The following is a 24,364-nucleotide window of genomic DNA, read 5'->3' as shown; positions in this document are numbered from 1 at the left end:
CGGTCCTCCGCCGATCTGCCCTGGTGATCCCTTCCGGAATCCGCTCAGGTCTGGGACAACTGTGTCGTGCGCGCCCAAGCGGAGATCTGTTGTCGGCACGGTGGCGCGGCATGAACCACGTCCCCACCACCGCGACCTCGGCCGACCTGCCGCAGGTCGCCGACCTGTTCGCACGCGTCTTCCACGGGACCACACCGGGCGAATGGCTCGTGAGCGACCCCGTCGAACGCCTCGTCGCCCTGCGCGCGCACTTCGAGTTGGCCGTGGAACATGGGCTCGAACACGGGGCGATCCACCTGGTCACCGCCGACGACGGCACACTCACCGCCGCCGCGGTCTGGGTGCGACACGAGCAGCCGGACCGGCCGCCGCCCCCGCCGCGGGACTACGAGGAGCGGCTCGCGCGCGGCTGCGGCGTCCACACCCCGCGGTTCCTCGTGTACGACGAACTGCTCGACGACCTGCACCCCCGCGGCCGGCCCCACCACTTCCTCGCCGTGCTCGGCGTGACGCCCGAACACCGGAACCAGGGCATCGGCCGCGGTCTCGTGGGCCACTACCACGCCCTGCTCGCCGACGGTCCGGGCACACCGACGTTCCTCATCGCGTCGAGCCCGGACAGCGCGCGGCTCTACCGCAGGCTGGGATACGCCGACGGCCCCACCCTCGCGCGTGCGCTGCCCGACGGCGGACCCGAGTCCTATCCGATGTGGCGCGAACCCGACCTGCCTGACGCACGCTGACCGGTGGTCGTCCAGGTGCGCGCGGCCCCGCCGCCAGTGCCCGACGACGACGGCAGGAGCCGCGCCCACCTCCGCGTCAGCCGGTTCCCCGGACGAACGCCCACGCGGTGCGGTTGACGGTGTCCTCGATCCCGGTGAAGCCCTCGGACGGGCTCAGCCCGTCCTCGATGAAGTCGAGATCGGGATCGTCGGCCGTGCCGCCGACCCCGTCGGGGCCCACCCCGAACATCACGGCCGGGTTGCCGCCCGGGTCCATGACGCCGTGCGCTTCGTTGCGCTCGTCCGTGTGCCAGCTACCCGACATGTGCCCGGCTTCGTGGCTGGTGATGTTGCCGACCGCGCGGCCGATGAACCCGATCCGGTCGCTCTGCGGCCGGAGGTACGAGTTGATCGACCAGTCCGGTCCGGCCGGCGCGCTGATCTCGTCGAGCAGCACCAGCGCGGTCTCCTCCCGGCCGAAGTTGCCGGCGTCGATGGACTGCGCGATGCCGATGGTGAAGATGCCCGTCTCGGCGGTGGTGCCGCCGACGACGACCCGGCTGACGTTCGGCTGCCCCCAGGGATCGGCGTGGTCGCGGCTGTTGAGGATGCGCAGCGCCAACCGCGGGTTGGTGCCCTTGGCGGCCAGGTCCCGCTCCATGTTCTCCCGCACGGTCGCGATGACCGCGTCGGTCAACGCGCGCTCGTCCCGTGCGGTGAGCCCCCACCTCGGCAGGAAGCTCGACAACGGGGAGAGGTCGCGGAGGCCGCCACCGTTGCCGAAGATCGCCGTGTTCACCCTGGCGCCGTCGAAGTCCAGGAAGATCGTGTGCACGGAGCCGCGAGGCGCGGTCTCCGTGCCGGGGCGGAACGCTTCGAGCTTGATGTCATACGGGCCTTCGCCCGCCTCGACACCGAGCCGGTACCGGCCGTCCCGCGGCGCGGCGAAGTCCACGACGGCGTTGCCGCCGCCGGGCATCGGCGAGTCGACGGCGAAGATCCAGGTGAGGTCCTGCGAGGAGCCGAACACCTCGCGGCCGGCCGGGTCGTGCACCGCGAGCCGCGTCCCGCCGCCCGCGACGGACGCGCCGAGCACGTCGCCGGCACGCAGGTCGAACGAGTAGTAGTCGAGGTCGCCGCCGCTCTTGCCACTGGTGATCCGCAGGTCGTACGGGCCCTCCGTGGAGACGCCCGCACCGGTGCCCGGCGTCTTGGGATCACGCGGCACCCCGAACGGGTCCGAACCCACCATGAGGTAGAAGTCCCGGCCCGGCGGGATGGTGTACATGATGGCGGAGTCGGTCGTGCCCCCCACGTTGCCGTTGACCGCCCACAGGTTGCCGTCGGCGTCGAACAGCGCCAGGAACGTGTCGAGGTCGCCGGTCGGGGTCGACGTCTGCGCCGTGAACGTCACCCCGGAGGCGCCCCCGTCGAGCCGGTAGAAGTCGATGTCGCCCGTGCCGTCGCCGGCGCTGCCGTGCGGGCCGTCGCCGATGGCGCCGCTGGTGCGGATGGCCCGATGTGCGCCGCCGACACCGGTGTCGCCCGCGAAACCGATCGCGTCGTTGGTCTCGGCGAACGGCGGCAGCGTCGGGATCGTGTCGTCGGGCTTGAGGTCACCGGTGAGCGCGACCTTCGGGTTGTTCTGCCCGCGGGTGCCGAATCCCGCGATGTGCTCGGCGGTCGCCGGGCTGTCGTTGGCGCCACCGGCGCCGACCGCCTCCTTCTCCCGATAGGGCAAGGGCGTGCCGGCGGCCTGTTGCCGTGCCCCCGCCCGCACCTGCGCCTTCGCCTCGCGATCGCGGGCGACCGCGATCGGATCGGCGTTCGAGAGGTTCGACGGGAACATCAGCATCGGTTCGGGCTGGATCCATCGGACGGCGTGCTGCTCCGGTGCGGCGACGGACTGCCCGGCCGGCAGGAGCGAGAGGGCCGCTCCTGCCGCCAGCACACCGAGTGAACGCTTGGCCATGTGTTCTCCCCCTGGTTTCCGGACGTCCAGGAAACCGCCCGACAAGTCTCCGCAACCGGTCTTCGGCCGAGGTTGGCCCATTCAGGCACGGCGGTGAAGCGGATCGCGCGTCGGCGGTTCCGACGTTCGGCCGTCCCGTCCGGTCACCTCTCATCGAGCACGCAGATCGCCACCGCGGTCTCGACGCCGTCGTCGTGCACGAGTTGGCGGATGCGGGAGAGGTCGATGAAGGCGGCGTCGAGGGGATACGTGGCCAGGCGCGAGATCGCGGTGCCGTACTTGGCCGTCGAGCTGCGGCCCGGGATGAAGATCGACAGTTCCCGCCGGGCCTCGAAGGTCTGCACCTCGACGTCGGCGGGCAGGGCCGCGACCGCGTCCTCCTCCGCCGTGACGGGGACCTTCGCCAGCCAGTGCGGCCCCTCGGTGGTGAGGTTCCGCTTCTTCTGCTCCGGGGTTTCGATGGCCGGGGCGCGCCATGGCGTCCCCGACACGACGGCTCCGCACGACTTCACCGCCTCGGCGACTTCCCGGACGGTGGCGGCCAGGGCGACATCGGCCTGCTCCCAGTCGTACTGGTCGCTCCCGCCCGCCGGGCCGGGCACCACCTTCGACACCACGGTCGTACCCGGCGTGTGGCGCAGGCGCGCCTCCGGCCACGCGTCGAACAGCTCGCACGCGTCGCTGATCGCCCTGTCCTGCTCCTGCCGAAGGCGCTGCACCTCCGCGCTGTGCTGCTGCACCAGGGCAGGCGCCGTGTCCGGCTCGTCGAGCGCACGCCGGACGAGCTTGACGCTCATGCCCGCGCCGCGCAGCACGGTGATCAGCATGGCCTGCTCGACCTGGTCGAACGTGTACGAGCGGTAGCCGGTCTGCTCGTTGACCTCGGCGGGGACCAGCAAGCCCTCCGAGTGGTAGAACCGCAGCGTCTGCGGCGACAGACGGCACATCTCGCTGAAATCGCTGATGGACAACATGGCACCAGGTTCGCCTCTACAGCAACTACAAGGTCAAGCACCCAAGGCTACGGACCGCATCGGCGGTGAGGGATGTTCCGGCCGCACCCGGCCGGTGCCGGCACAGTGAAACAGTCGGCACAGGCTGTCGACGGACGTCCCCGGGCCGGCCGGGGACGGCAGGACGGAAGGCAGGACATGAAGATCGTCGTCATCGGCGGCACCGGTCTGATCGGCTCGAAGCTCGTGCGCGAACTCGGCGGACTCGGCCACCAAGCCGTTCCCGCGTCGCCTGGTTCCGGGGTCGACACGCTGACCGGCGAGGGCTTGGCCGAGGTGCTGGCAGGCGCCCAGGTCGTCGTGGACGTCTCGAACTCGCCGTCGTTCGCCGACGACGCCGTGATGGACTTCTTCCGCACGTCCACCGGGAACCTGCTCGACGCCGAGGAGAAGGCCGGTGTGGGCCACCACGTGGCGTTGTCGGTGGTGGGCACCGAGCGGCTCGCCGAGAGCGGGTACTTCCGGGCGAAGATCGCGCAGGAGAAGCTCATCGAGGACTCGGGACGGCCGTACTCGATCGTGCGCGCGACCCAGTTCTTCGAGTTCGTGCGGAGCATCGCCGAGGCGGCCACCGACGGCGACACCGTGCGCCTGTCGGACGCCCGCATCCAGCCGATCGCCGGCGACGACGTGGCCGGCGCCGTCGGCCGCGCCGCCGTGGGCGCACCGCTCGACGGCACCGTCGAGGTGGCCGGCCCGGAGCAGTTCGGCCTGGACGAGCTGATCCGCAAGGGGCTGGCGTTCCAGGGCGACCCGCGCGATGTCGTGGCCGACCCGGACGCACGTTACTTCGGTGCATTGTTGGAGAGGGACACGCTGCTGCCGAGCGCCGACGCGCAGTTGTCCACCACTCGGTTCGAGGAATGGCTGCCGCTGAACCCGCCTCCGGCGAAGTAGGTGGCGCTGGCGGGCGATCCGACGCCGGCCGAGTCGCTACGGGCACCCTGACGTGGTCAGGCGAGCGTTTCCACGTAGTCCAGTGCGATCTCGGCCGCGTGCCGCATCGCGGCGCGGGTCGGTTCGGGTGGCTCGCCGAGTTGGAGGCTGGCGACGGCAGCGGCGCTGATGGCGCCCGTCAGCGCACCGACGACGCCGGCCGCGGTGACCTCGTCGAGCAGGTCCGGGTACGCCTTGCGCAACGCTGCGGCGATCCGGGTCTGCGCGACGAACATGGTGTGCAGCACGCGAGCCTGGACGGCGGGCGTGGTGACCACCAGCCGGGCACGGAGCGCCGCGAGCCCGTTCGGCAGCTCGCCGGCGGTGTTGGCGATCATGCACGTCGTCGCCTCGGCCAGGACCTCGCGTATCGGCGCGCCGGGTCGCCGTCCCTCGATGGCCTGCACCGCCAGATCGATCCTGACGCCGCCGTCGGCCAGCAGCACGTCCTCCTTGGTGGCGAAGTGCAGGAAGAAGGTGCGCTTGCTGACGTCGGCGGCTTCGGCGATGTCGGCCACAGCCGTCTCGTCGTAGCCCCGTTCGGTGAACAGGCGGACGGCCGCGTCCACCAGCGCCTGCCGGGTGAGCAGCTTCTTGCGTTCGCGGCGTCCGACATCGTCTGGCACAGGACGAGCGTAGTGCACCACGTAACTCAATACACCTGATGCATCAGTATACTGAGTGCACTGAGATGTATCGGAGTGAAGAGAGGGTCGTCATGGGCGGGTTGAGCGGGCGGACGGTGCTGGTGACCGGTGCCGGGCGAGGGATCGGCCGGGCAGAGGCGCTGCACCTGGCGGACTGCGGCGCGAACGTGGTCGTGAACGACCCCGGCGTGGAGATCGACGGGCGCGGCGGCGACGACGGCGTCGCCGCCGATGTGGTCGAGGAGATCCGCGCACGGGGCGGGCGGGCGGTGGCCGACACCGGCAGCGTCACCGACTGGGCGGACGCCCAGCGCATGGTCGAGCGGGCCGTCACGGAGTTCGGCGATCTGCACGCGGTGGTCAACAACGCCACCATCGAGGTCAACAAAGGGCTCGAACGGCTGACCGAAGCCGAGTTCGACGACGTCGTCGCGGTCAAGCTGAAAGGGACCTTCGCGGTCAGCCGCTGGGCCACGGCGTACTGGCGCGGACGAGTGAACGACGGAGTGCGCACCGACCGCGCCATCGTCAACACCGCCTCGGGTTCCGGCCTGCTCAACCCGCTGCCCACGCAGACGAACTACGCGGCGGCGAACGCCGGAGTCGCGGCCATGACGACCGTGCACGCGCTGGAACTGCGGCGGCTCGGCGTCCGGGTGAACTGCGTCAGCCCGTCGATGGTGCGGACCCGGCTGACGAACCCGGTGCCCGGTATGGACCGGACACCGCCGGCCGGGGAACTGGACCCGAAGGACCCCGCCGTGGTGGCCCCACTCGTCGCATACCTGGTCAGCGAGGGCTGCCCACTGACCGGACAGGTCCTGTCGGTGCGCGGCGGCTCGATCGCGGTCAACCACGGCTGGTCGCGCGGCGCGCAGGTCGACAAGGACGGCGCACTCTGGACGCTTCCCGAACTCGCGGACAGCCTGGCGGCACTGCCTCTGGAGGACCCGTTCGACCGACTGGCGACCGCACTGGGCGGAGCCTTGGGCACCGAGGGCCGCGACCAACTGGAGGCGATGGTCAACGCGGAACTCGACAAGAGCTGAGGCACGGCCCGTGACGGGGGAGCTAGACGGCGAGTTTGTCCCGCAGCGCGGCGACCAGCCCGACCATCTCGCCGGGACTGCCTCCGCGGTAGACCAGTCCGTCCGGCAGGTCTTCGGGCAGGCCGCCGAGATCCATCAGCAGGATGCGCTCCGGCGCGTGGACCGCGACCGACTCGAACTCCAGTCTCGTCCAGTGCTTGGTCACGTAGATCGGTGTGCTGAGCACGAGGACGTGCTTGCTGCGAACACCGTACGTGTTCGGCAACACGCGGTTCAGGTCGGTGCCCCACAGGGCCGCGTTCTGATCGGGCGCGTAGAACACCCGGAACTCGCCGCGCAGGTGGGCGTTGATCTGGCGGGCCAACGCCTCGTCCTCCGACGCGTAGGAGATGGCGAGGTCCCACGTCGTGTCGTCGGCTTGGCGCTGGAGGAGCCAGTCCACGAACAGGCGCGGCCCGCGTCGCAGCAAGCCGTCTTCGTAGCGCACCGCTCCGACACTTCGGCTCAGCCTCGACGCGGCGCGGTGCTTCGCCCAGCGATCACTCCGGAGAGCCGCTCTGCTGAGACCGCCGGCGGGTAAGTCCCGCAGCAGGAGCCGGCCCGCCTCGCCCAGTTGGCGTTCCCACACCGGAAAAGTGCTCACCGCCAGGTCGAAGACCTCGTCAAGCGCATCCTCCATCGGTTTGCCGTTGTAGAGCGCCGCCAACACCAGCTTGGTGAGCCAGGCGTGCCCACCGCAGTGGTTCATCAGCGCATCGATGTCCGCACTGGACACCGGGCCGGCGAGTTCGACGACGGCGGCGCGGTCGAGTGGGTCGAGGAACCTGGGTTCGGCCGTGTTCAACGGAGGCGAGCCCCGATCCTCCGGGTCGCGGAACACGGTGAGCACCGGCCCGCCGGACAGCAGGATCGCGATGTCGTCGCGGAGGTACGTGTCGTCCAGCCAACGCAGGAACGAGAAGAAACCCGGCCCCCACCGCGCGAGCAGGACCCGGTCGGCTTCATCGATGAGGAGCGCCACCGGTCGGATGTCGTGCAGCGCCATGGCCACCTCGTGGCGGGTGGCCGCCGACCGCGACGTCTCCTGTTGCCCCAGCACCGCGCTCAACAACGCGCCCAGGGCGGCTGCTTCCGACGCCAGGTCCCAGCCGGCGACGTCCGTCCGCACCACCGCGCGTCCCACCGATTCGGCGGTCAACCGGCGGACGAACGTCGTCTTGCCGGCCCGCCGCCCACCGATGAGCAACGCGGATCGTCCGTGCCCGAGCAGTTGGGACAGATCGGTCACTTGGCGATCGCGGCCGACGAACAGGGAACTGGAGTAGAACGGATTGGTCACGGCTCAGCTCTCCAGGTGGCGCAGCCAGTCGCGGAACAACCCGATCCGCACGCCGTCGCCCAGCAGGCCCTGGGTCCGCAACGCCGAAATGGCCTGCTTCCGCTCCGCCTCGGGGACGAATGCCGCCACGTCGCGGGCCTGCGCGGCGGCCTGGATCACCTCGCGTTCAGCCACCGTCATGAGCTGCCACAGGTTGTTGCGCAGGAAGAAGCCGACGGCGTCGGAGTCTTCGAGGTGGTCGAGTGCCACGTCCAGGTCGGTCGACGACAACTCGTAGGGCTTCGCGCGCTGCCGGTAGGCCTCGGCGGCGACCGTCCGCACCAGTGCCGGGTGGCCGCCGGTGAGCCGGCACAGCCGGGACACGAACTCGGCCGGGACGACCTCGATCGCCATGGCCCTGCTGAGGTCGCGCACCATCTTGTCGACCGCCTCGGCGCCGAGCAGCGGGATGGGTGTCTCCTGGAAGAACGAGAAGAACGGGTTCGTGCCCGCCGGGCCCAGGTCGTTGTCGCGGTTGACTCCGGGTCTCAGGTCCGCGCCGATGACGACGACGTGGCGCCGCTCCCCCTGTGCGAGGGCGCGCAGCGCGCCGCCGGCGCGCACCCACTGCCGTGCGGCGTGGTCCTCGCCGCGTGCCGGGTAGATGCGTTCCAACTCGTCCAGTACGACCACCAGCGGTGTCTCCGGTCGACCGGACCTCACGAGGTGTTGTTGCCTGCGGTCGAGTTCGGCTTCCAGCGCGGTGGTGGTGGTCGGAGTGGACGGTTCGAACGGCCAGTCGTCGTACTCGGTGCGCCCCCACCGGTCGAACGCGGTGAGCATCAACGAGAACAGGGTGGGCGGCCAGTCCTCGCCGTGGCGGTCGAAGCGCTGGAGGTCCACCTGGCAGACCGGGCGGTCGGCGAGATGTTGTCGGAGGATGTTCAGGAGGCTTGTCTTGCCCACCTTGCGCAGTCCGGTGACGAGAACGTGCTCGTTGCGGCGCAACGCGCTGCCGACGGTGTTGAGCAGCACGTCACGCCCGAACAGGAACCGCTCGTTGATCAACGCGTTCTTGGTGTCGAAGAGGTTGTCGCGGTTGCCGTAGTCGCGTTCCAGCTCGCCGAGGAAGGCGTCCACGCGCTGGTCGGCGTGCGCCGCCCGCAACGACCGCGCGGTGACCGTCACGACCGGCTTGCCACCGATGCGCATCTGGTCCAGGGCGATCTGCGCGCCGGCGCGCAGATCGCCGACGTGCACCAGGTACCCGAGCCGCCCATGGGAGAGGTGCTCGGCGAAGTGGTCGACTTCGGTCGTCGTCGGCGCTACCTCGGCCGAGATCCACACCGGTCCGGGCTGTAGCAACTGGGGGCGCCGGTCATCGTGTTCCAGCGGCCGTCCGGCGTCGTCGAACGCCGCCGCCACCGCGTCCCGCAGCTCGGCCAACTCGTCGGGCGAGAGCCGCCCCGCTCCGCTCCGGCTCCCCTGCTCCGACCGCACTTCCCGGCGTGCCAGGATCACCCGCCGCACGGACTCGACCAGGCGGTCGATCTCGGCCGGGGTGGTCGAGTCGAGGGTGATCGCCCGTCGGTCGGTGATCCCGTGGGGCAGCATCCGGGTGACCTCGCCGGGGAAGACGCCGACGAGCACCGGGATCAACGGCAGGTCGCGCGACAGGGCGGAGTCGATCACGCGGGTCGCCGCGGGCGAGCTGAACCCGGATTCGGTGACCAGCGCCAGCACCAGGTCCGAGGAGGTCAACGCTTCCTCCGCCGCCGGCCCGTGGCGTCCGCCCGGTCCGATGGAGCCGCTGGTGTGCACCATCATCGCGTGGTACTGCAGCCCTGCCACGATCTCGTCGACCACCCGACCCGCGGTCTGGTGCGCGACGAAGATCCGGGGCACCCCGAACCGGTCCTGCGCGGCCAGGGCGCTCTCCGACCTGACCGTGTCCGGGTGGTCGGGGCCCAGTGCCCGACGTCGCCCTTCGACGGCCGTCTCGTCCATGACCCGGGCGCGGGCGAAGTCCCCGGACTGCCGCAACGCCACCGCGAGATCGGCGGTGGAGCGCAGCGTGTCGGGGTGGACCGGTCCGAGCACCCGACGACGCCGGTCGAGCACGTGCTCGTGCAGGTCGCGGGCCCGCTCGTAGTCCCCCGACTGCCGCAGGAGCACCGCCAGGCTCGCGGCCGAGCGAAGGGTGTCGGGGTGATCGGGCCCGAGGACGCGGCGGCGCGCGTCGAGCACGTGCTCGTGCAGCATCCGCGCGCGCGTGTGGTTCCCCGCCTGCCGCAGCAACGCGGCCAGGTTGCTCGCAGCGATGAGGGTGTTGGGGTGGTCGAGGCCGAGCGCCCGGACCCGGTATTCGTAGAGGGAATCCAGTTCCTCCACCGCACCGGCGGCGTCACCCGCGGCACCACGCCACTCGGCGAGGCTCTGCCGGGTGGCCATGGTGTCCGGGTGGTCGGGTCCTAACAGCCTGGCGCGGTCGGCCAGGACCCGCTCCATGGTGGCCACCGCACCGGCGGCGTCCCCGGCGGCGCCGCGCCAGTCGGCCAGGCCGTGGCGGGTGGCCATGGTGTCCGGGTGGCCGGAGCCCAGCACCCGTCGCTGGTCGGCGAGCAGTTGTTCGAGGACGGTGATGGCGGCGTCGACGTTGTTCCCCGCCCCCAGCCAGCGGGCGAGGTTGAAACGCGCGGTGAGGGTGGCCGGGTGGTCCGGGCCCAGCACCCGGGTGCTCGCGGCCACCAGGCTCTCGAACCCGGTCGCGGCGCCGTCGAGGTCGCCGGTCGTCCCCCGCCAGAACGCCAGGTTGCCCCTCGTGGCCAGGGTGGCGGGGTGGTCTTCCCCGAGCGCTCGCGAGCGCAGGGCCAGGACCTGCTCGAACTCGGCCGCCGCGCCGTGGAGGTCACCGGCCTCGCCTCGCCACCCGGCCAGGTGGTCGCGCGTGGTGAGGGTGTCGGGGTGATCCGGTCCCAGCGCCGCGGAGTAGGAGGCCAGCAGTTCCTCCAACTCGACGACGGATCTGCGCACGTCCCCCGCGGTCGCGCGGACGATGGCCAGGTGCCGTCGGATGCCCAGGGTGAACGGGTGGTCTTCCGCCAACCGCTGTGCGGCTTCCGCGTGCAGGTCCTCGAAGTAGTGCACCGCCTCCGACACCAGTCCGTCGGCCGCGAGGCTCGTCCCCGCGCGCACCAGGATCTCCCGGTGGTCCGCGTCCCACAGCACGTCGCCGGCAACGGCGCGAAGCGCCTCGGCGTTCGCCCGGAGCATCTGCGCCTGGCCCGGTTCGCCCGCGCTCGCGCGCCACTCCCCGAGGAGAGCGGAAGCCGCGGCACGTGCGATCCGGGGCAGGTCCTGGTCCCTTGTCGCATCGCGCGCAGCCCGTTGGACCAGCGGGTGGATCCGCACTCGGGGGCTGCCGGCATCCGGTGTCGGATCAACCAGGCCGAACCGCTGGAGGACGGCCAGTCCGTCCGCCACCTCGTACCGGTCGACCACCCGACCGACCACCGCCGACAGCGCCTCCAGCATCGCCGGGGCAGCCGGCAGGCCGGAGGGGAAGCCGGAGGGAGCCAGGACGCTGATCGCTTCCAGCAGTGGCCGAGCGAGTCCTGTGGGGGCTTCCCGGTCGGCCGCCTCCGCGGCGAGGGACCACGTCAGGCCCACGATCGATCGAAGGTCGTCGCCGGTGGGGGGACGTCCTTCCACAGCGCGCCTTCGCGCGTTCAACCTCGACCGGTACTCGGCACACGACAGCCCCACGTTTCGCATGTGGGCGGCGGCCGAGGCAAGCGCCAGTGGCAGGTAGTCCAAGTCCCGTGCCAGTTCGGCGGCGCCGACGAGGCCGTCCGGCGCATCGGCGAACCGGGCGTCGAGGTAGGCGAGCGCCTCCTCCTTCCGAAACGACCCCACGGTGATCGATTTCAGGCGCGTTCGCCGCGTCGGCAGGTCAGGACGGCGGGTGGTCACGATCGTCCGCCCCGAGTGCGTGGCAGGCGGCCACAACCCCGAGATGTCGTTCGGCGCCCGGACGTCGTCCAGCACGACCAGCCAACGGAGCCTGCTCACCGCCAGCCATTCCAACAACCGCTCCGCACCGCGTTCGGGGACGGTTTCCTCGGTGCCCGTCAGGTTCGCGCCCAGCTCGGCGTACGCGAGCACGATCGACTCCCGCGACGATCCGCCCACCCAGGCCAGCAGGTCGAGTTCATCGCCGTCCCACAGGTCTCTGACGTACTGCGCGACCAGCTCGGTCTTCCCCGCGCCACCGACGCCCTTCAGCACGGCGGTGTCGCCGCGTTCCACGGTCTCGGCGAGGGTTGCGGACAGGTCGCGGTGCTGAGCACCGTCGGGCAAGCGTGGTACCGCACCGAACCGGTAGGGCAGTGGGACCGAGAGATCCTCGCGCGCATCGGGCGTGTGCACGAATACGCTACCGATGGTGCCCGCCTGGACGATTGTCCCGGACACGTCGCCGGACAGGGCATTCCCCACTGCGTGCTGCGACATGTTCGGCCTGTCCACGCGACGAGTATCGCGGTAGGACCACGGACGGACGGTTCGACTCGAACGACTTGACCCGAACGGCGGCCACCCTGCCGCCCAACTGCGGACAGGGCAGGCTTCCCAATGCTCCACTGTCACTCGCTCGGGACGCGTTTCGAGCGGTCCACCTACAGCGAGTGGGTGTTTCGGCCCGCACTTCACCGGTTCGTGCCCTGGCGTGCCACGTGCACGTGGAGTGAAGTAGTGGTCACTGATCAGCGAAGGGTGGCCCCTGATGGACACAGCCGCGTTCGAGGCCTTGAAGTTCCAGGGCGATCCCTTCGCCGACGCGGTCATCGCCGACCTGGTGGCGACGAACCGCGTCGGCGTGGTCAACGAGGTGCTGGAGCACTTCCGCGCGAACGACCAGCCCATCCCCGACGACCTGCCCGAGTCGGTGCGCGCGTTCCTGGTGGCCACGGACAACCCGCCGGAGTGGGCCGACCTGGACCGAGTGGCGCGGGCCTACGACTTCTTCGTCGACGACGGCGTGCACGTCGCCTCCGTGCTGACCTTCGGCGCGATGGTCAACTGCTACGCCCACGCCCGCACGTCACGGGTGCTGACCCTGACCCACGGCCTCGACCAACCCCACCGGCGGCTGTCGGAGACCTCCCAGTTCGTCATGAACATGATGGGTCGCGACGCCTTCGGGTCGGGTGGGGCGTTCGTGCCCACCATCCAGAAGACGCGCCTGATCCACGCCGCGGTGCGCCACTTCCTCACCGAATCCGGCCGGTGGGACGTCGAGGCCGACGGCGTGCCCGTGTGCCAGCAGGACATGGTCGGTGGCCTGCTGATCTTCTCGGTGCAGGTCGTCGAGGGCATGCGGCGCATCGGCATCGCGGTCACCGAGCAGGAAGCCTCCGACTACTACTACGTCTGGCGCGTCACGGGGGCCATGCTCGGCATCCCCGCCGAATCGCTGCCGGAGTCCGTCGAAGACGCCCGTGAGCTGAGCGCCACGCTGGTCGAGGCCGCCTACGGCCCGTCCTCCGAAGGCGTGGCGCTGACCCGTCACCTGCTGACCACGTACGAGAGGCTGTTCCCCGGCGAACTCTTCGACGGCATCGTCGCCGCCATGGTCCGCCAGGTCGTCAACCCGGAGGTGGCGGACTGGATGGAGGTGCCGCACTCACGCGGCTGGTCCGGCGTCGTACGCGCGGGCACCCGTCTGATCCGGGCGATGGAGCGGTCCGAGGACGACAACGCCCTGGCCACCACCATCCTCGACCGCGCCGGCAACCTCCTGCTCGGCGGCAGCGTCCGCAACCTCACCAACGGCCAGTCCACCACTCTCGACATCCCCGCCGACCTGCGCGAACGGTGGGAAGCCGAAGGTCGGTGCCCCGCCCCCACCGCGGCCGAACCGACGGCCACACCGATCTGACGTGGCCCATCCGGACGAGTTGGCGGCCCTGGACCTCTACCCGGTCTGGACGACGGCGGAGGACCTGCGGGAGACGTTCGACCCGTTCTCCTTCGAGCAGCGGATGGCCGCCTACCGGCTGATGATCGACAACACCAACCCGGCCGACAGGTTCGGCGCCGACAACCGGCACAACCCGTTGTGGGGCTTGATGTTCCAGCACCAGTGGCAGTTCCGCACCGACCGGCTGGGCGTCGACACCCGGCGGGACGGGCGGATCGACCCGGACTCGCCCTGGGGCTACGGCAACTACACGCTCAGCGTCGTCCCGTGGCTGGCGGCCGGTGCCGCCGGGGTGGTGCCGGCCCTGCCGGTCGCCGACCCGCCGACCCGCTCCCGGTTCCGGTACGTGACGGGCGGGGTCGTGCCGGAGGAGCTGGCCGCGGCGGTGGCGGACTGGCGCGCCTACTTCGCCCTGGTGGGCGGGAACGGACCGGCGGACCCCGAACCGGCGCGCCTGGCCCTGTGGAAGGCGCACAAGACGTGCCTGGACGTGGTGGTCGACGTGCTCGCCGACGTCGACACCGAACCCTGGCCCGACCTGGAGGTGACCTTCCTGCGCGGCTGGTGCCGGATGGTCGACTACCTGTGGGCGGCGGCCTGGCCCACCGACTTCGCCTTCATGACCGCGCACGGCCTCGACGTGCTGCCCGAATCGCTGCTCGCCGCACCGGAAGACCTGGACACGCTGCCGACCAAGGCCCGCGGCAACGTCGTCAACGTCCTCCGCCTCGCGACCACCCCGAAGTGGCGCTACCACCTCGACCTGCTGCTGTGGCGGCGGATCATGCGCACCCGCGAAGCCCGTGCCCGGGTGCTGCCGCTGCTCGACGCGGTGTTCGACCCGAAGCCGGGCAACGCCGCCGAGCGCCGCGAGCTGCTCCGCCACCTGCTCCGCCCCGGCCCCCGGGTCGGTCCCGCCGGGGCCTGGCGCAAGTCCCCGCACGGCTGACCCCGGCGTACTGCCGACGCCGGCGTCGAAGAACGAGCCGCCTCCGGGCAACCGACCGTGGAACGAGACGGGCCGCCGGGTGCGGCGGCCCGTCCTGATCGGACGCTGACGTCGGTCGAGCTTCGGTCAGCTAGCTGGTGCAGGGGTTGCCGTTGGGGTGGGTGCCCGTGCCGTGGATGTCGGCGTGCGCCTCACCGATGACCACGTCGGTCAGCAGCGTGTCCAGCACCACGGCGCGCTGGGTCACCGAGGTCGCCGTGGTCTCGGTGCTGTTGAGCCTCAACGAGCCGATCAGCAGCGGGATGGTGACCGGCGCGGAACCGACGGTCGTCGACACTCCGTTGATCTTGAGGGAGGCGATGGTCGAGCTGCCCGTGAACTGCGGCGCCAGCCCGCCGCCGCTCGGCACGCACCGGGCCACGGCCTCGGCCTGGATCACACCCAGCTCGATGGTCAGGCCGAGGGTGCTGATGGTCGTCGTGTCGACCTTGGCCTTCGCGGTGGCGTTGTCACCCGCGGCCGGCGGTGCCGAGGTGAGGTCGTCCGGCGTCTGGTCGGTGGTGGCGGACAGCACCTTGGCGTTGACCGCCAGCGCCCCGGCGTTCAGGCCGACCTGCGCCAGCGTCTCGCTGTCGTCCACGCAGGGCACGTTGGCCGGGTTGGCCACCACCGGCTCGATGCCGACCACGTTCAGAGCGCTCGCCCGGCAGGAGAACACGCCGTCGCGGTCGTCGTCGACGATCGTGCCGACACCGACCGCGTCGGTGATCGCCGCGCCGTCGGCCGCGGACAGGGTCACGGTGAACGTCTCGTTCAGCTCGTCCACCGTGTCGCCGACGACGGGCACGGTCGCCGGTTTCGCGGTCTCACCCGGCGCGAACGTCACCGTGCCGGCGGTCGCCGTGTAGTCCCCGGGCGCCACGGCGGTGCCGTTGGCGGTGGTGAAGTTCACCGTGACCGGGCTCGGGCTCGGCCGGTCCAGGCTGACGGTGAAGGTGGCGGGTGTGGTGCCCGCGTCGCCCTCGGCGACGGTCACGTCGTTGATGGACAGTCCGGGCACGTGCACGGTGTTCTGTTCGATGAAGCCGCGCGAGGTGCCGTCGACCAGGAAGTCGACCGTGCAGTGGTAGGTCCCGGCCGGGGTGCCCGGGTTCACCGTGATGGTCTCGGTGAAGTCGGCGACGTCGCCGCTGTCCACCGTCCGGCTCGCGGGCGCGAAGCCGACGGTCAGTTGCGGGTCGCACGCGGTGATCGTGGGCGTGACGGTGACCTTGACGGCCTGGATGCCGTCGAGGATGGCCTGCGCCACCTGGTTGGACGGGACGTTGTTCAGCAGCACGCCACCCGTCGCGTTCACGATGGCCGTGGCTTGGCCGCCGGCGTCGAGCCCGCCACCGGCCGGGCCCACGTTGACCGCGATGACACGGATGTCGGCGGCCTGCAGCGCGGCGATGGCGGCGGCCAGGGTGTGGCCCTGGCTGGGGTCGTGGGAGGGCGCGTCGCCGAACCACGCCACGATCCGGGTGCCGTCGGGGCGGAACGCGATGGCGCCGCTGCCGATCTCGAACAGGGCGTTGATGGCGGCTTCCGGGATGTCACCGCCCCCGCCGGCGGCCCAGGCGTTGATCCCGTTCTGCACGGCCGCCGTGTCGCCGGTCAGGTTCTGGTTGACCCGGAACACGAACGCGTCCCCGGCGTCGCGGTACTCCGACACCGCGAACTGCGCCGTCGGCTGGGCGTCGAGCACCGCGCTGGTGACGGCGCCCGCGTTGTTCCGGACGTCGGCGATGGCGCCGCCCATGCTCCCGGTGGTGTCGGCCAGGAACACCAGGTCGGGGTTGGGCGGGACAGCCGGGGTGGTGACCGTTTTGGCCACCGTGGTGCTCGCGCCGGGGCCGAGGGTGACCACGACGTCGACCGGGTCGACCTGGGCCGCCGCCGGTGGTGCCGCGACGACCACGGCGGTCGTGGCCCACAACGTCAGTGTGGCCGTGGCCGCCGCCACGGATCTCCGCAGCACCGAATGGCGCCGCTGTCTGGAATGGGACATGGATCCTCCTGATGAGGTTTCTGCTCATAACGCGCACAGGGCTGTGGCAGGGTTTCGGACATCGATCAGCAGCCGGTCGGATGCACCACCCCGGACTTTCCGGGAGCATGGGAAGACGAGCGGGTCAGCAGGTCAGGGACGACGCACGATTGCCCAGAACTCCCCGGAAAATCCGCCATCGGCGTTGTCACCGCTCCGGCCGGCGTCGGCCGGGAATCCGGCCGAGCCGAGAGCAGAATGCGTTGCCCCCCATCATGGAAACGTAACTGGGATCATCGTCGCCGCGGAGATCCGGACCAATCCGCCAGCGGTGGGACACGAAAATCGTGTTATGACACTGCTGGTGCGGGCACTGGTCTTTACAGGTGACGGTGACCGATTTTTACGGTCACGCCCGGCCTATGCCGTCGTCATCCATGGCCGGCCGACGCCCGCACCCCGATGTGGTCCCAGGTCGAAGTCGGGACGCGCCTCCATCACCTGGTCGCCACCCGCAACGCCCCGGGATGGGCCGGACTTCGGGTCAGGACCCGACGGCGAGCAGGGCCAGCCCGAGCACGACCCCTGCGGACGCCAGGAGCCGGAAGCGCCGGTGCCCCTCGGCCAGCAGTGCGCCGCTCGCCAGCACGACGAGCAGCACACTGGATTCCCGGACCGGCGAGACGACGCTCGCGGGCGCCAGTCGCAACGAGAACAGGAACAGCAGGTACGGCAGGGGCATCAGGGTCGCGGCCCCGCACAGCAGCAGGCGGCAGTCGCGCCACAGCCTGCGCACCTCCTCCCGCCTGCGCAGGACCACCGGTGCCAGGAGCAGCACCCGGCCCGCGTCGTCGACCCAGTTGAGCAGGAACGGCGAGATACCCAGCGGTCCCACGGCGTGCTGGTCCCACAGCGTGTAGCCGGCGATGGTGACCCCGGAGAGCAGTCCGTAGCCCACCACACCGCCGTAGCCGCCGCCCGGCGGTCGCACCGGGCCGCGGGGGGCGCGGTGCAGGCCGAGCGCCGCGACCCCGGCGGCCACCGCGACCAACCCGATGGTGGCGACCGCGCCCGGCACCTGCCCGAGGAACACGATCCCCCCGACGGTCGCGAGGATCGGGCCGGTGCCGCGGGCGATCGGGTACACCAGGGACAGGTCGCCGAACCGGTACCCGTGCTGGGTGACCACGAAGTACGCCAGGTTGATGACGATGCTGCCCGCCAGGAAGACGGTCTGGGGCGCCGACAAGGACAGCGACAGGCCGTCGGTCAGCCAGATCGTCACCGGCGCGTAGACCACGAAGGAGCCGAGCGAGGCCAGCCAGATGAACGCGAACGCGTCGTAGTCCGACAAGCGCTTGCTCAGCAGGCTCCACCCCGCGTGGAGCGAAGCGGCCAGCACCGCCAGGGACAACGCGACGAGGTTCACCGCACCCCTTCCCGGGCGACCGATCGGGCCAGTGAACCACGGGGTCGGCACAACCCCGGCGAGCCGCTCCCGACGGCCTCGTCGCGCCGTTGCCGTCCGTCCCGACACCTCCGCCGCCACGCACCGCGCGATCGGCCACGTCCGGGTCGACGACAGGTCCTAGAACCGCCCGTACCGCTTCGGGAAGTAGTCCTCCAGACTGCTCTCGCGTTCGATGTCGACCGTCGAGCAGTGCAGCCCGCCGCCGAACGGCGCGACGTCCCAGAACGGGACCGGGACGACCTCGAAGCCGAGCTTGTCGAACTGCTCTAGCTGCGCGGTCTCGCTCGCTTCGACGCAGACGGTCTTCTCGTCCAGGCTCAACGTGTTCATCGACAGCCAGCGGCTGCACGGCGACAGCGGCGGCGCGACCTCGTGCCGGGCCGGTGCGGCTTCCACCACCTCCCAGTCGTTGAGCTTGAAGTGCTGCACCAGCGACTCCTCCGCGGTCCGCTCGCCGCAGTGCAGCACCAGGCCCGGCCGCAGCGGCACCCAGGTCGCGTCGATGTGGAGCGGGTGCGAGTTCCCGAACACGACGGTGTGGACGCGGTGATCGGGCAGGTGCTGCTTGAGCCAGCGGATGCCGCTCCGGTTGGTCACCAGCGAGAGCTGGACGAACAGGTCCTTGCCGAACCGGCAGATGTCGGCGGCGTCGAACAGCGGTTCCGCCTCCGTCAGCACCAGGTCGTTGCGCAGCACGCGCGCCACCTGGTCGTCGAAGGGCAGCGCCTCGAACTCGTCCCAGAAACCCTCGTTGTAGGACGCCGCGGTGAGCCGGGGCTTGGGCGCGGCCTCCCAGCGCATGTCCTCGTCGGCCTGGAAGTACGACTCGATCAGCGGCCGGTAGCACAGGTACTCGAACCAGCGGCTGCGGTAGGACATCGTCGCTTCGAGGATCTCGTTGCCCAGGGTGACCAGCACGTCCCGGCCCGGCATGCAGCCGAACATGCTCTCCTGGGTCCACTCGGGCGTGCCGACCGACTGGCCGAAGTCCAGCGGCACCGGCCGGTCGACCCGGATGCCGCGGTCGGTCAGCACGGTGGCGAAGTGGTCGAGCTGCTCGTTCGCCTTGGCCGTGAGTTCGTCCGGCAGCGCGCCGTGGGTGCCGCGCGGGTAGCCCTCGTCGGGCCAGTCCCGAAAGATCGCGGGCTCCGGCGCCTGCACCTGGGTGCCGTCCGCCCGGCCGACGATCACGTGCTTGAGCCGGCCCCACTCGTTCCACGAGTTGACCTTCATCGCGACACCTGCCCAGCGGTCCGGCCGCCGACGGACATCACTTCGTCCTGTCCCAGTGGCTTGTAGAAGTCGGACGGGTGCGCGTCCTCGCCAAAATCGCCGAACATGCGCCGCAGCCGGGGCGACATCCGGTCCAGCACCTCCCTCGGCTGGGTCGCGTAGTCGTAGGGCCGCTGCCAGAGCTGGCCGTAGCGGAAGATGAAGGTCTTGCGCGGCTGCGTCGTGTTCGCCATCACCCCGTGCCAGAGCGAGTGCGGGAAGATCAGCACGTCACCCGGCTCCGCTTGGACGATCAGCGCGTGGTCCGGCACCTCGCCGCGCCGCAGGGGCTCGTTCAGCTCCTCGATGTTGCACATGTAGTCCATCGACTCGGGCACCACCAGGTGGCTGCCCGGCACCAGCAGGAAGTTGCCGCTGTTCGGACGGGTCACGTCGGTCAGGAACACCTGGGCCTTGACCTGGATGGGAGGGCTCTCGGCCATCAGGCGCAGCCGCTGGAGGTACTGCCCGCCGTCGGTGTGCCACGGCTCCAGGGCCTCGTCCTGGAGGTGGCGCACCAGCACCTCGGTGCTCAGGATCTGGACGTTGCCGTTCAAGAGGGTCATCAGCGGTCCGACCAGCCCCGGGTGGTCCAGGAACTCGTCCAGCCCCGCGGTGGTGCTCACCGCGTTGCGCACCCGCACCGTCTGCTCGTTGACGTAGAAGCTCTCGTGGTGCGCCAGGGTCTTCGGCTGGGCCGCGACCACCTGGTCCATGGCCTCCAGCCCGCGGCGCACTTCCTCCGGCGAGAAGACCCCGCGGAGGTGGAGGTAGCCGCGCTCGGCGTACTCGGCGGACTGGGCCTCGGTCAGCGGGGACCAGTCGTTCGCCGTGCGGGCGGCGGTAGAGGTGTCAGACATGACGGAGTGCTCCTTTGCTCTTCATCAGTTCGGTGAAACTGGGGACGATCTTGACCAGGCCGGGGACCTCGTACCGGACCCGGTCGCTCGCCACGACCAGCGAGTCCCAGCCGAAGGGGTCGATGCCCAGCTCGCGCAACGCGGCGGCGAAGGCGAACCAGTCCAGGTCGCGGCCGGGCCGATCGCTCTCGGCGAGCATCGCCCGCAGCGCACCCGCGCGAGCGTCGCCCCCGTCGGCCTCGGCGACGTCGGCGAGCAGCCGCCGCCGGGCCCGGTCGGAATCGATGTCGTGCTCGGGGTTCTCGGCGTAGGCGGTCTCGATCACCGGTCGGCAGTCGAACTCCGCGCCGTCGTCGTCGAACCGGCGGGCCAGCCGCAGGTGGACGTCGGACAGGACCGGTGGCGGCAGCATCACCGCCAGTTCCCGCAGCACGTCCAGCGGTTCGTCGGCGCAGTGCACGAAACCGAAGATGTTGTTGATCGCGCCGAGTTCGGACCGGAGGGTGCCCCCGTCGCGCTGCACGGGGTCCGGGGAACCCTTCAGCATCGTCAGCCGGCTGCTCGCGGGCATGCCGGGGTCCGGGCTGGTGTCCTTGAGCAGCAACATGATCGACGTGCCGTGGGTGTAGATGCCGTCGCGGACCGCCAGGCTGTCCGCGCTGATCACGTTGGCCTGGAAGCGCCAGACGGTGTCGCACATATTCTGCGACACCTCGAAGGTCAGCGCGTGCAACAGCCGGAAACCGTTGCGGGCCAGGTAGGACAGGCACGTCTCGGCCTTGCGGGCGGCGACCGTTTCCGCGTGGATCACCATGACGGCGAGCCGGGGCAGGACCCGCGGCAGGTCCGCCCCGAACGCGCGCTGGGCGGTTTCCGTTCCGGTGGCGAGGAAGCCGCCTTCCTCGCGGCGGTACTGCTCCAGCTTCCCCTGGATGATGGTCAGGCTCTCGTGGTCGAACGCACTCACCACAGTGTCAGCACCTCTTCCAACTCGGAGACGAAGCGGGACAGGGTCGGCAGGGCCAGCTCGCCCATGTTGCAGACGCGGAAGTAGTCACCGGACAACCGGCCCTGCCCGGCGTAGACCACGAAACCCCGTTCCTTCAACTCGTCGTGCAGGGCGCGGTAGGCCACGCCCGCCGGCAGCCGGACGGTCGTCACGGAGTTGGACCGGTGCGGTGGCGCGACCAGGATCTCCAGTCCCAGCCGCGCGAACCCGGAGCGGAGCAACGCGGCCCGCGCGCGGTAGTCGGCGACCCGCGCGCGATAGCCCCCCAGCTCCCGGAACTCCCTGATCGCCTCGTCGAACGCCTGGTAGACCTGGACGGCGGGGGTGTAGAGGACCTCGCCCCCGCGCTGGGCCCGCAGGTGACCCGCCAGGTCGAGGTACCCGCTCCGGACCGGCGTCCGCTCCACTCGGGACAGTCCCTTCGACCGTCCGATCAGGACGAACGCGGCGCCGGGCAGGCCGTGCAGGCCCTTGTTCGCCGTGCCGCAGACGAGATCGGCCTGGATCCGCGCCAGTTCCGGCGTCTCGTGCCCGGTGGCGCTGATGGCGTCGACCACCAGGACCGCGTCGGTGGCGGCGACGATCGCGCCGATCTCCTCCATCGGGTTCACCAGGCCGCTGGTCGTCTCGTGCATCACGCCCGCGACCGCGTCGATGTCGGGATGCGCCGCGAGGGCGTCGGTCACCCGCGCCGGGTCGATCGGGCGTGCCCACTCCTCGACCACCTGGTAGGTCTTCAGCCCCTGCGCCGCGCACATCCGGCCGATGCGCTCGCCGTAGGCCCCGTTCTCCAGCACCAGCACCGCCCGACCGGGCCGCACCGACGACAGCACGGCCATCTCGACGGCCGCCGTGCCCGAACCCGTGATGACCACGGCCTCGTGGCTGTGCGGCGAGACCAGCGTCTCGACCAGGCCCGCCCGGATCGACTCCAGGAGCCGGCTGAACTCGGGCTCGCGATGGCACATGTCACCGCGGTCGAGGGCGCGCCGGACCCGCTCGGAGGTGTTGGCCGGGCCGGGGTTGAGCAGCACCAGTTCGGCCGGGCCGCCGGCGGGGCTCATCGCCGCCCCGCATCCGGGACCGGCGGCCGTCGCGCGGCGAGCGTTCCCCGCAGCCGCTCCGCGACGGCCGGGGGTGTCCGCGACGGCCTGCCGAGCGCCGGGTCCGACCCGACGCCTATCCCCACCCGGATCAGGTGTGGCCCGCCTCCCGTCAGCGCCGACCGGGTGAGTTCGGCGGCGGTCACCGCGTCGTCGGTCGTCCGTGCGGTCCGGTACCCGCAACCGCGGGCGATCGCGAGGAAGTCGACGTCGGGCGAGTTGGTGCGCTGGCCCCCGGTGCTCTCGTAGGCGCCGTTGTCCAGCAGGACGTGGACGAAGCGCTCCGGTCGGTGTGCCCCGACCGAGACCATCGACTCCAGCCGCATGAGCGCGGCCCCGTCGCCGTCGAGCACGACGACCGTCCTGTCCGGACGTTCCCTCGCGATGCCCAGGGCGATGCTGCTCGCACAGCCCATCGAGCCCACGACGTACAGGTTCGCCGGGCGGTCGTGGTTCGCCTCCAGCTCCCGCGCCGTCTTGCCGGTCGTGGCGACGACCACCACGTCGTCCGGCAACCCGTCGACGACGGCCGCGATCACGTCGCGCCGCAACGGGAGTCCGGTGGCCGGGGGTTCGGTCGGCACCGGCTTGATCGACCCGCCGGGCACGACCAGCGCGCGGGAGAGCCCGGAACCGTCCAGGTGCCGGGAAGCGCGGTGGACCTGGTCCTCGAACGCGGTGGTCGCGGTGGCGATCGGCTCGTGGTCGATCAGCATGAGGTCCAGCAGCGGCAGCGTGATCGCCCCCATCAGCCGGTGTTGCGGCTCGTCGGGCCGGCCGGGCTCGCCCCGCCAGGTCACCAGCAGCAGCAACGGGATCCGCATCGGCTGGCACAGCGACGTGAACGGGTTGACGGCGTTGCCCAGGCCCGAGTTCTGGATCATCACGACCGGCCGCCTGCCCGCGAGGTGGCTGCCCGCCGCCAGGGCCACCGCCTCGCCCTCGTTGTTGACCGCCACGTACAGGTCCGGCGCGTTGCGCTCGCACCAGGTGACCAGCGGGGCGAGGTAGGAGCAGGGCACGCCGAAGAACGGCCCGAAGCCCGCTCCGGTCAGCGTGCGCATCACCGAGCCGGCGTCGATCGCCGCGCCGCCGGTCACTTCTCCGCCGTCCGGCCGCTGTTCAGCGGAACGTCGCTGTCCGGCGAATCGCCGCCGTACCCGTACCTCGCGTCGTGGGCCAGCATCGTGAAGGTCCCCTGCAACTCCAGGATCGTGTTCAGCGGCGCGATCCGGTCCTCGCTGGAGGTCGTGCCGTCGGTGCGCAGGATCTCCTCGAAGACCTCCATGACCGCCTGCGTGCCCGCCCGCAGGCCGTGGTTGGCGTAGATCACCATCTTCGCGCCCGCCCGTTCCAGTTCGGCGCCGGTGATCGAGTGGTACATGGTCGGGACGACGACGACCGGAATCGGCCCGGACCACGCGGACAGGAAGTCGAGCACCCGCTGCGGCGACTTGTCCTTGGCGTGGATGAGGATCGCGTCCGCACCCGCCTCCACGTACGCCGCGGCCCGCTTCAGCGCCTCGTCCAGGCCGTAGCCGGCGATCAGCGATTCGACCCGTGCGACGACCATGAAGTCCGGATCCGCCTGCGCCGCCTTCGCCGCGCCGATCTTGCCGACGAACTCGGCGATCGAGACCAACCGCTGGCGGCCCTCCACGAAGCTGTTGGTCTTGGGGAAGACCTTGTCCTCGATGCAGACCGCGGCGACCCCGGCGCTTTCGTAGAGCCGCACCATGTGGGCGACGTTGCTGGCGTTGCCGTAGCCCGCGTCGCAGTCCGCGATGACCGGGATGGGCACGGCGGAGGTGATCCAGCGGATGTCCGCCAGGAGGTCGCCCATGGTGAGGATGTCCGCGTCCGGCACACCGTGCGAAGCCGACAGTTCCAGCCCACTGGCCCAGATCGCGTCGAATCCGGCGCGCTCGCCCAGTCGCGCGCCCCAGGCGTTGTGCACCCCGATGACCCGGACGATCCCGGGTCGGGCGAACAGCTTGCGCAAGCCTAACGCAGCAGACATAGCCACATCACACC

The 24,364-nt window shown here is 70.9% G+C and carries 18 protein-coding genes; 5 read left to right on the top strand and 13 right to left on the bottom strand.

The features are described from left to right. Positions 1-110: 110 nt before the first annotated feature. Positions 111-743 (top strand): GNAT family N-acetyltransferase, encoded by a 633-nt coding sequence (locus ACQPZF_RS17445; protein ID WP_433272830.1) that lies wholly within the window; start codon positions 111-113, stop codon positions 741-743. A 76-nt stretch (positions 744-819) separates the two neighbouring features. Here the strand turns inward: ACQPZF_RS17445 and ACQPZF_RS17440 are convergent, their stop codons facing one another. Next, positions 820-2,694, bottom strand: a complete 1,875-nt coding sequence (locus ACQPZF_RS17440) for a PPC domain-containing protein (protein ID WP_433272828.1) — start codon at positions 2,692-2,694, stop codon at positions 820-822. A gap of 143 nt (positions 2,695-2,837) precedes the next feature. After that, a complete protein-coding gene (locus ACQPZF_RS17435; RefSeq protein ID WP_433272826.1) occupies positions 2,838-3,668 on the bottom strand; it encodes a MerR family transcriptional regulator in 831 nt (276 codons plus the stop codon). A gap of 177 nt (positions 3,669-3,845) precedes the next feature. Here ACQPZF_RS17435 and ACQPZF_RS17430 point away from each other — a divergent pair, with 177 nt between their 5' ends. Beyond that, on the top strand, positions 3,846-4,604 hold the full coding sequence (locus tag ACQPZF_RS17430; protein ID WP_433272824.1) for an SDR family oxidoreductase: 759 nt from the start codon (positions 3,846-3,848) through the stop codon (positions 4,602-4,604). Between the two features lie 56 nt (positions 4,605-4,660). On the opposite strand, the gene ACQPZF_RS17425 is transcribed toward ACQPZF_RS17430, so the two are convergent. Beyond that, the gene (locus ACQPZF_RS17425) at positions 4,661-5,269 is read right to left on the bottom strand and encodes a TetR/AcrR family transcriptional regulator (protein ID WP_433272822.1); all 609 of its coding nucleotides are present in this window, start codon (positions 5,267-5,269) and stop codon (positions 4,661-4,663) included. Positions 5,270-5,361: 92 nt separating this feature from the next. Between ACQPZF_RS17425 and ACQPZF_RS17420 the strand changes: the two genes are divergently transcribed. Then, positions 5,362-6,339, top strand: a complete 978-nt coding sequence (locus tag ACQPZF_RS17420; RefSeq protein WP_433272820.1) for an SDR family NAD(P)-dependent oxidoreductase — start codon at positions 5,362-5,364, stop codon at positions 6,337-6,339. Positions 6,340-6,361: 22 nt separating this feature from the next. Here the strand turns inward: ACQPZF_RS17420 and ACQPZF_RS17415 are convergent, their stop codons facing one another. Together ACQPZF_RS17415 and fxsT are read right to left on the bottom strand one after the other, a co-directional pair. Continuing rightward, entirely contained in the window at positions 6,362-7,678 is a 1,317-nt protein-coding gene (locus ACQPZF_RS17415; RefSeq protein ID WP_433272818.1) for an AAA family ATPase, read from the bottom strand. 3 nt (positions 7,679-7,681) lie between these two features. Beyond that, positions 7,682-12,016: an FxSxx-COOH system tetratricopeptide repeat protein gene (gene fxsT / locus ACQPZF_RS17410; RefSeq protein ID WP_433272816.1), complete on the bottom strand. Its 4,335-nt coding sequence runs from the start codon at positions 12,014-12,016 to the stop codon at positions 7,682-7,684. 424 nt (positions 12,017-12,440) lie between these two features. Between fxsT and ACQPZF_RS17405 the strand changes: the two genes are divergently transcribed. Further along, a complete protein-coding gene (locus ACQPZF_RS17405; protein ID WP_433272814.1) occupies positions 12,441-13,595 on the top strand; it encodes an oxygenase MpaB family protein in 1,155 nt (384 codons plus the stop codon). A 1-nt stretch (position 13,596) separates the two neighbouring features. Further along, positions 13,597-14,586, top strand: coding sequence for a Leg1-related protein (locus tag ACQPZF_RS17400; protein ID WP_433272812.1), 990 nt, complete (start codon positions 13,597-13,599; stop codon positions 14,584-14,586). A 130-nt stretch (positions 14,587-14,716) separates the two neighbouring features. Here the strand turns inward: ACQPZF_RS17400 and ACQPZF_RS17395 are convergent, their stop codons facing one another. From ACQPZF_RS17395 to ACQPZF_RS17360, 8 genes are all read right to left on the bottom strand, one after another. Beyond that, complete coding sequence (locus ACQPZF_RS17395; protein ID WP_433272810.1) at positions 14,717-16,636, bottom strand: Calx-beta domain-containing protein; 1,920 nt, start codon at positions 16,634-16,636, stop codon at positions 14,717-14,719. A 523-nt stretch (positions 16,637-17,159) separates the two neighbouring features. Beyond that, positions 17,160-18,044, bottom strand: coding sequence for an EamA family transporter (locus ACQPZF_RS17390; RefSeq protein WP_433272807.1), 885 nt, complete (start codon positions 18,042-18,044; stop codon positions 17,160-17,162). 159 nt (positions 18,045-18,203) lie between these two features. Beyond that, a complete protein-coding gene (locus ACQPZF_RS17385; RefSeq protein WP_433272805.1) occupies positions 18,204-19,319 on the bottom strand; it encodes a glycine amidinotransferase in 1,116 nt (371 codons plus the stop codon). Continuing rightward, positions 19,316-20,218 carry a phytanoyl-CoA dioxygenase family protein gene (locus tag ACQPZF_RS17380; protein ID WP_433272802.1) on the bottom strand — a complete coding sequence of 301 codons (903 nt, stop codon included), beginning with the start codon at positions 20,216-20,218 and terminating at the stop codon, positions 19,316-19,318. Before ACQPZF_RS17380 ends, ACQPZF_RS17385 begins: the two co-directional genes overlap by 4 nt. Next, positions 20,211-21,185 carry a hypothetical protein gene (locus ACQPZF_RS17375; RefSeq protein WP_433272800.1) on the bottom strand — a complete coding sequence of 325 codons (975 nt, stop codon included), beginning with the start codon at positions 21,183-21,185 and terminating at the stop codon, positions 20,211-20,213. The genes ACQPZF_RS17380 and ACQPZF_RS17375 overlap by 8 nt, the downstream gene beginning before the upstream one ends. Then, positions 21,182-22,291, bottom strand: coding sequence for a pyridoxal-phosphate-dependent aminotransferase family protein (locus ACQPZF_RS17370; RefSeq protein ID WP_433272798.1), 1,110 nt, complete (start codon positions 22,289-22,291; stop codon positions 21,182-21,184). The genes ACQPZF_RS17375 and ACQPZF_RS17370 overlap by 4 nt, the downstream gene beginning before the upstream one ends. Then, positions 22,288-23,430 (bottom strand): phosphonopyruvate decarboxylase, encoded by a 1,143-nt coding sequence (gene aepY, locus ACQPZF_RS17365; RefSeq protein ID WP_433272796.1) that lies wholly within the window; start codon positions 23,428-23,430, stop codon positions 22,288-22,290. The genes ACQPZF_RS17370 and aepY overlap by 4 nt, the downstream gene beginning before the upstream one ends. After that, positions 23,427-24,350 carry an isocitrate lyase/phosphoenolpyruvate mutase family protein gene (locus ACQPZF_RS17360; RefSeq protein ID WP_433272794.1) on the bottom strand — a complete coding sequence of 308 codons (924 nt, stop codon included), beginning with the start codon at positions 24,348-24,350 and terminating at the stop codon, positions 23,427-23,429. The genes aepY and ACQPZF_RS17360 overlap by 4 nt, the downstream gene beginning before the upstream one ends. Between the last annotated feature and the right edge of the window lie 14 nt (positions 24,351-24,364).

Source organism: Actinosynnema sp. CS-041913, assembly GCF_050942485.1.
Classification (GTDB): domain Bacteria; phylum Actinomycetota; class Actinomycetes; order Mycobacteriales; family Pseudonocardiaceae; genus Actinosynnema.
The sequence above is the reverse complement of the archived record's forward strand: the minus strand, read 5'-3'. Positions and strand labels throughout refer to the sequence as shown.

Coding starts and splice junctions, on each gene's coding strand:
- ACQPZF_RS17370 (WP_433272798.1), bottom strand. CDS start 22,291: ATGAGCCCCGCCGGCGGCCCGGCCGAACTGGTGCTGCTCAACCCCGGC.
- ACQPZF_RS17360 (WP_433272794.1), bottom strand. CDS start 24,350: ATGTCTGCTGCGTTAGGCTTGCGCAAGCTGTTCGCCCGACCCGGGATC.
- ACQPZF_RS17405 (WP_433272814.1), top strand. CDS start 12,441: ATGGACACAGCCGCGTTCGAGGCCTTGAAGTTCCAGGGCGATCCCTTC.
- ACQPZF_RS17445 (WP_433272830.1), top strand. CDS start 111: ATGAACCACGTCCCCACCACCGCGACCTCGGCCGACCTGCCGCAGGTC.
- ACQPZF_RS17440 (WP_433272828.1), bottom strand. CDS start 2,694: ATGGCCAAGCGTTCACTCGGTGTGCTGGCGGCAGGAGCGGCCCTCTCG.
- ACQPZF_RS17380 (WP_433272802.1), bottom strand. CDS start 20,218: ATGTCTGACACCTCTACCGCCGCCCGCACGGCGAACGACTGGTCCCCG.
- ACQPZF_RS17395 (WP_433272810.1), bottom strand. CDS start 16,636: ATGTCCCATTCCAGACAGCGGCGCCATTCGGTGCTGCGGAGATCCGTG.
- ACQPZF_RS17430 (WP_433272824.1), top strand. CDS start 3,846: ATGAAGATCGTCGTCATCGGCGGCACCGGTCTGATCGGCTCGAAGCTC.
- ACQPZF_RS17435 (WP_433272826.1), bottom strand. CDS start 3,668: ATGTTGTCCATCAGCGATTTCAGCGAGATGTGCCGTCTGTCGCCGCAG.
- ACQPZF_RS17420 (WP_433272820.1), top strand. CDS start 5,362: ATGGGCGGGTTGAGCGGGCGGACGGTGCTGGTGACCGGTGCCGGGCGA.
- ACQPZF_RS17385 (WP_433272805.1), bottom strand. CDS start 19,319: ATGAAGGTCAACTCGTGGAACGAGTGGGGCCGGCTCAAGCACGTGATC.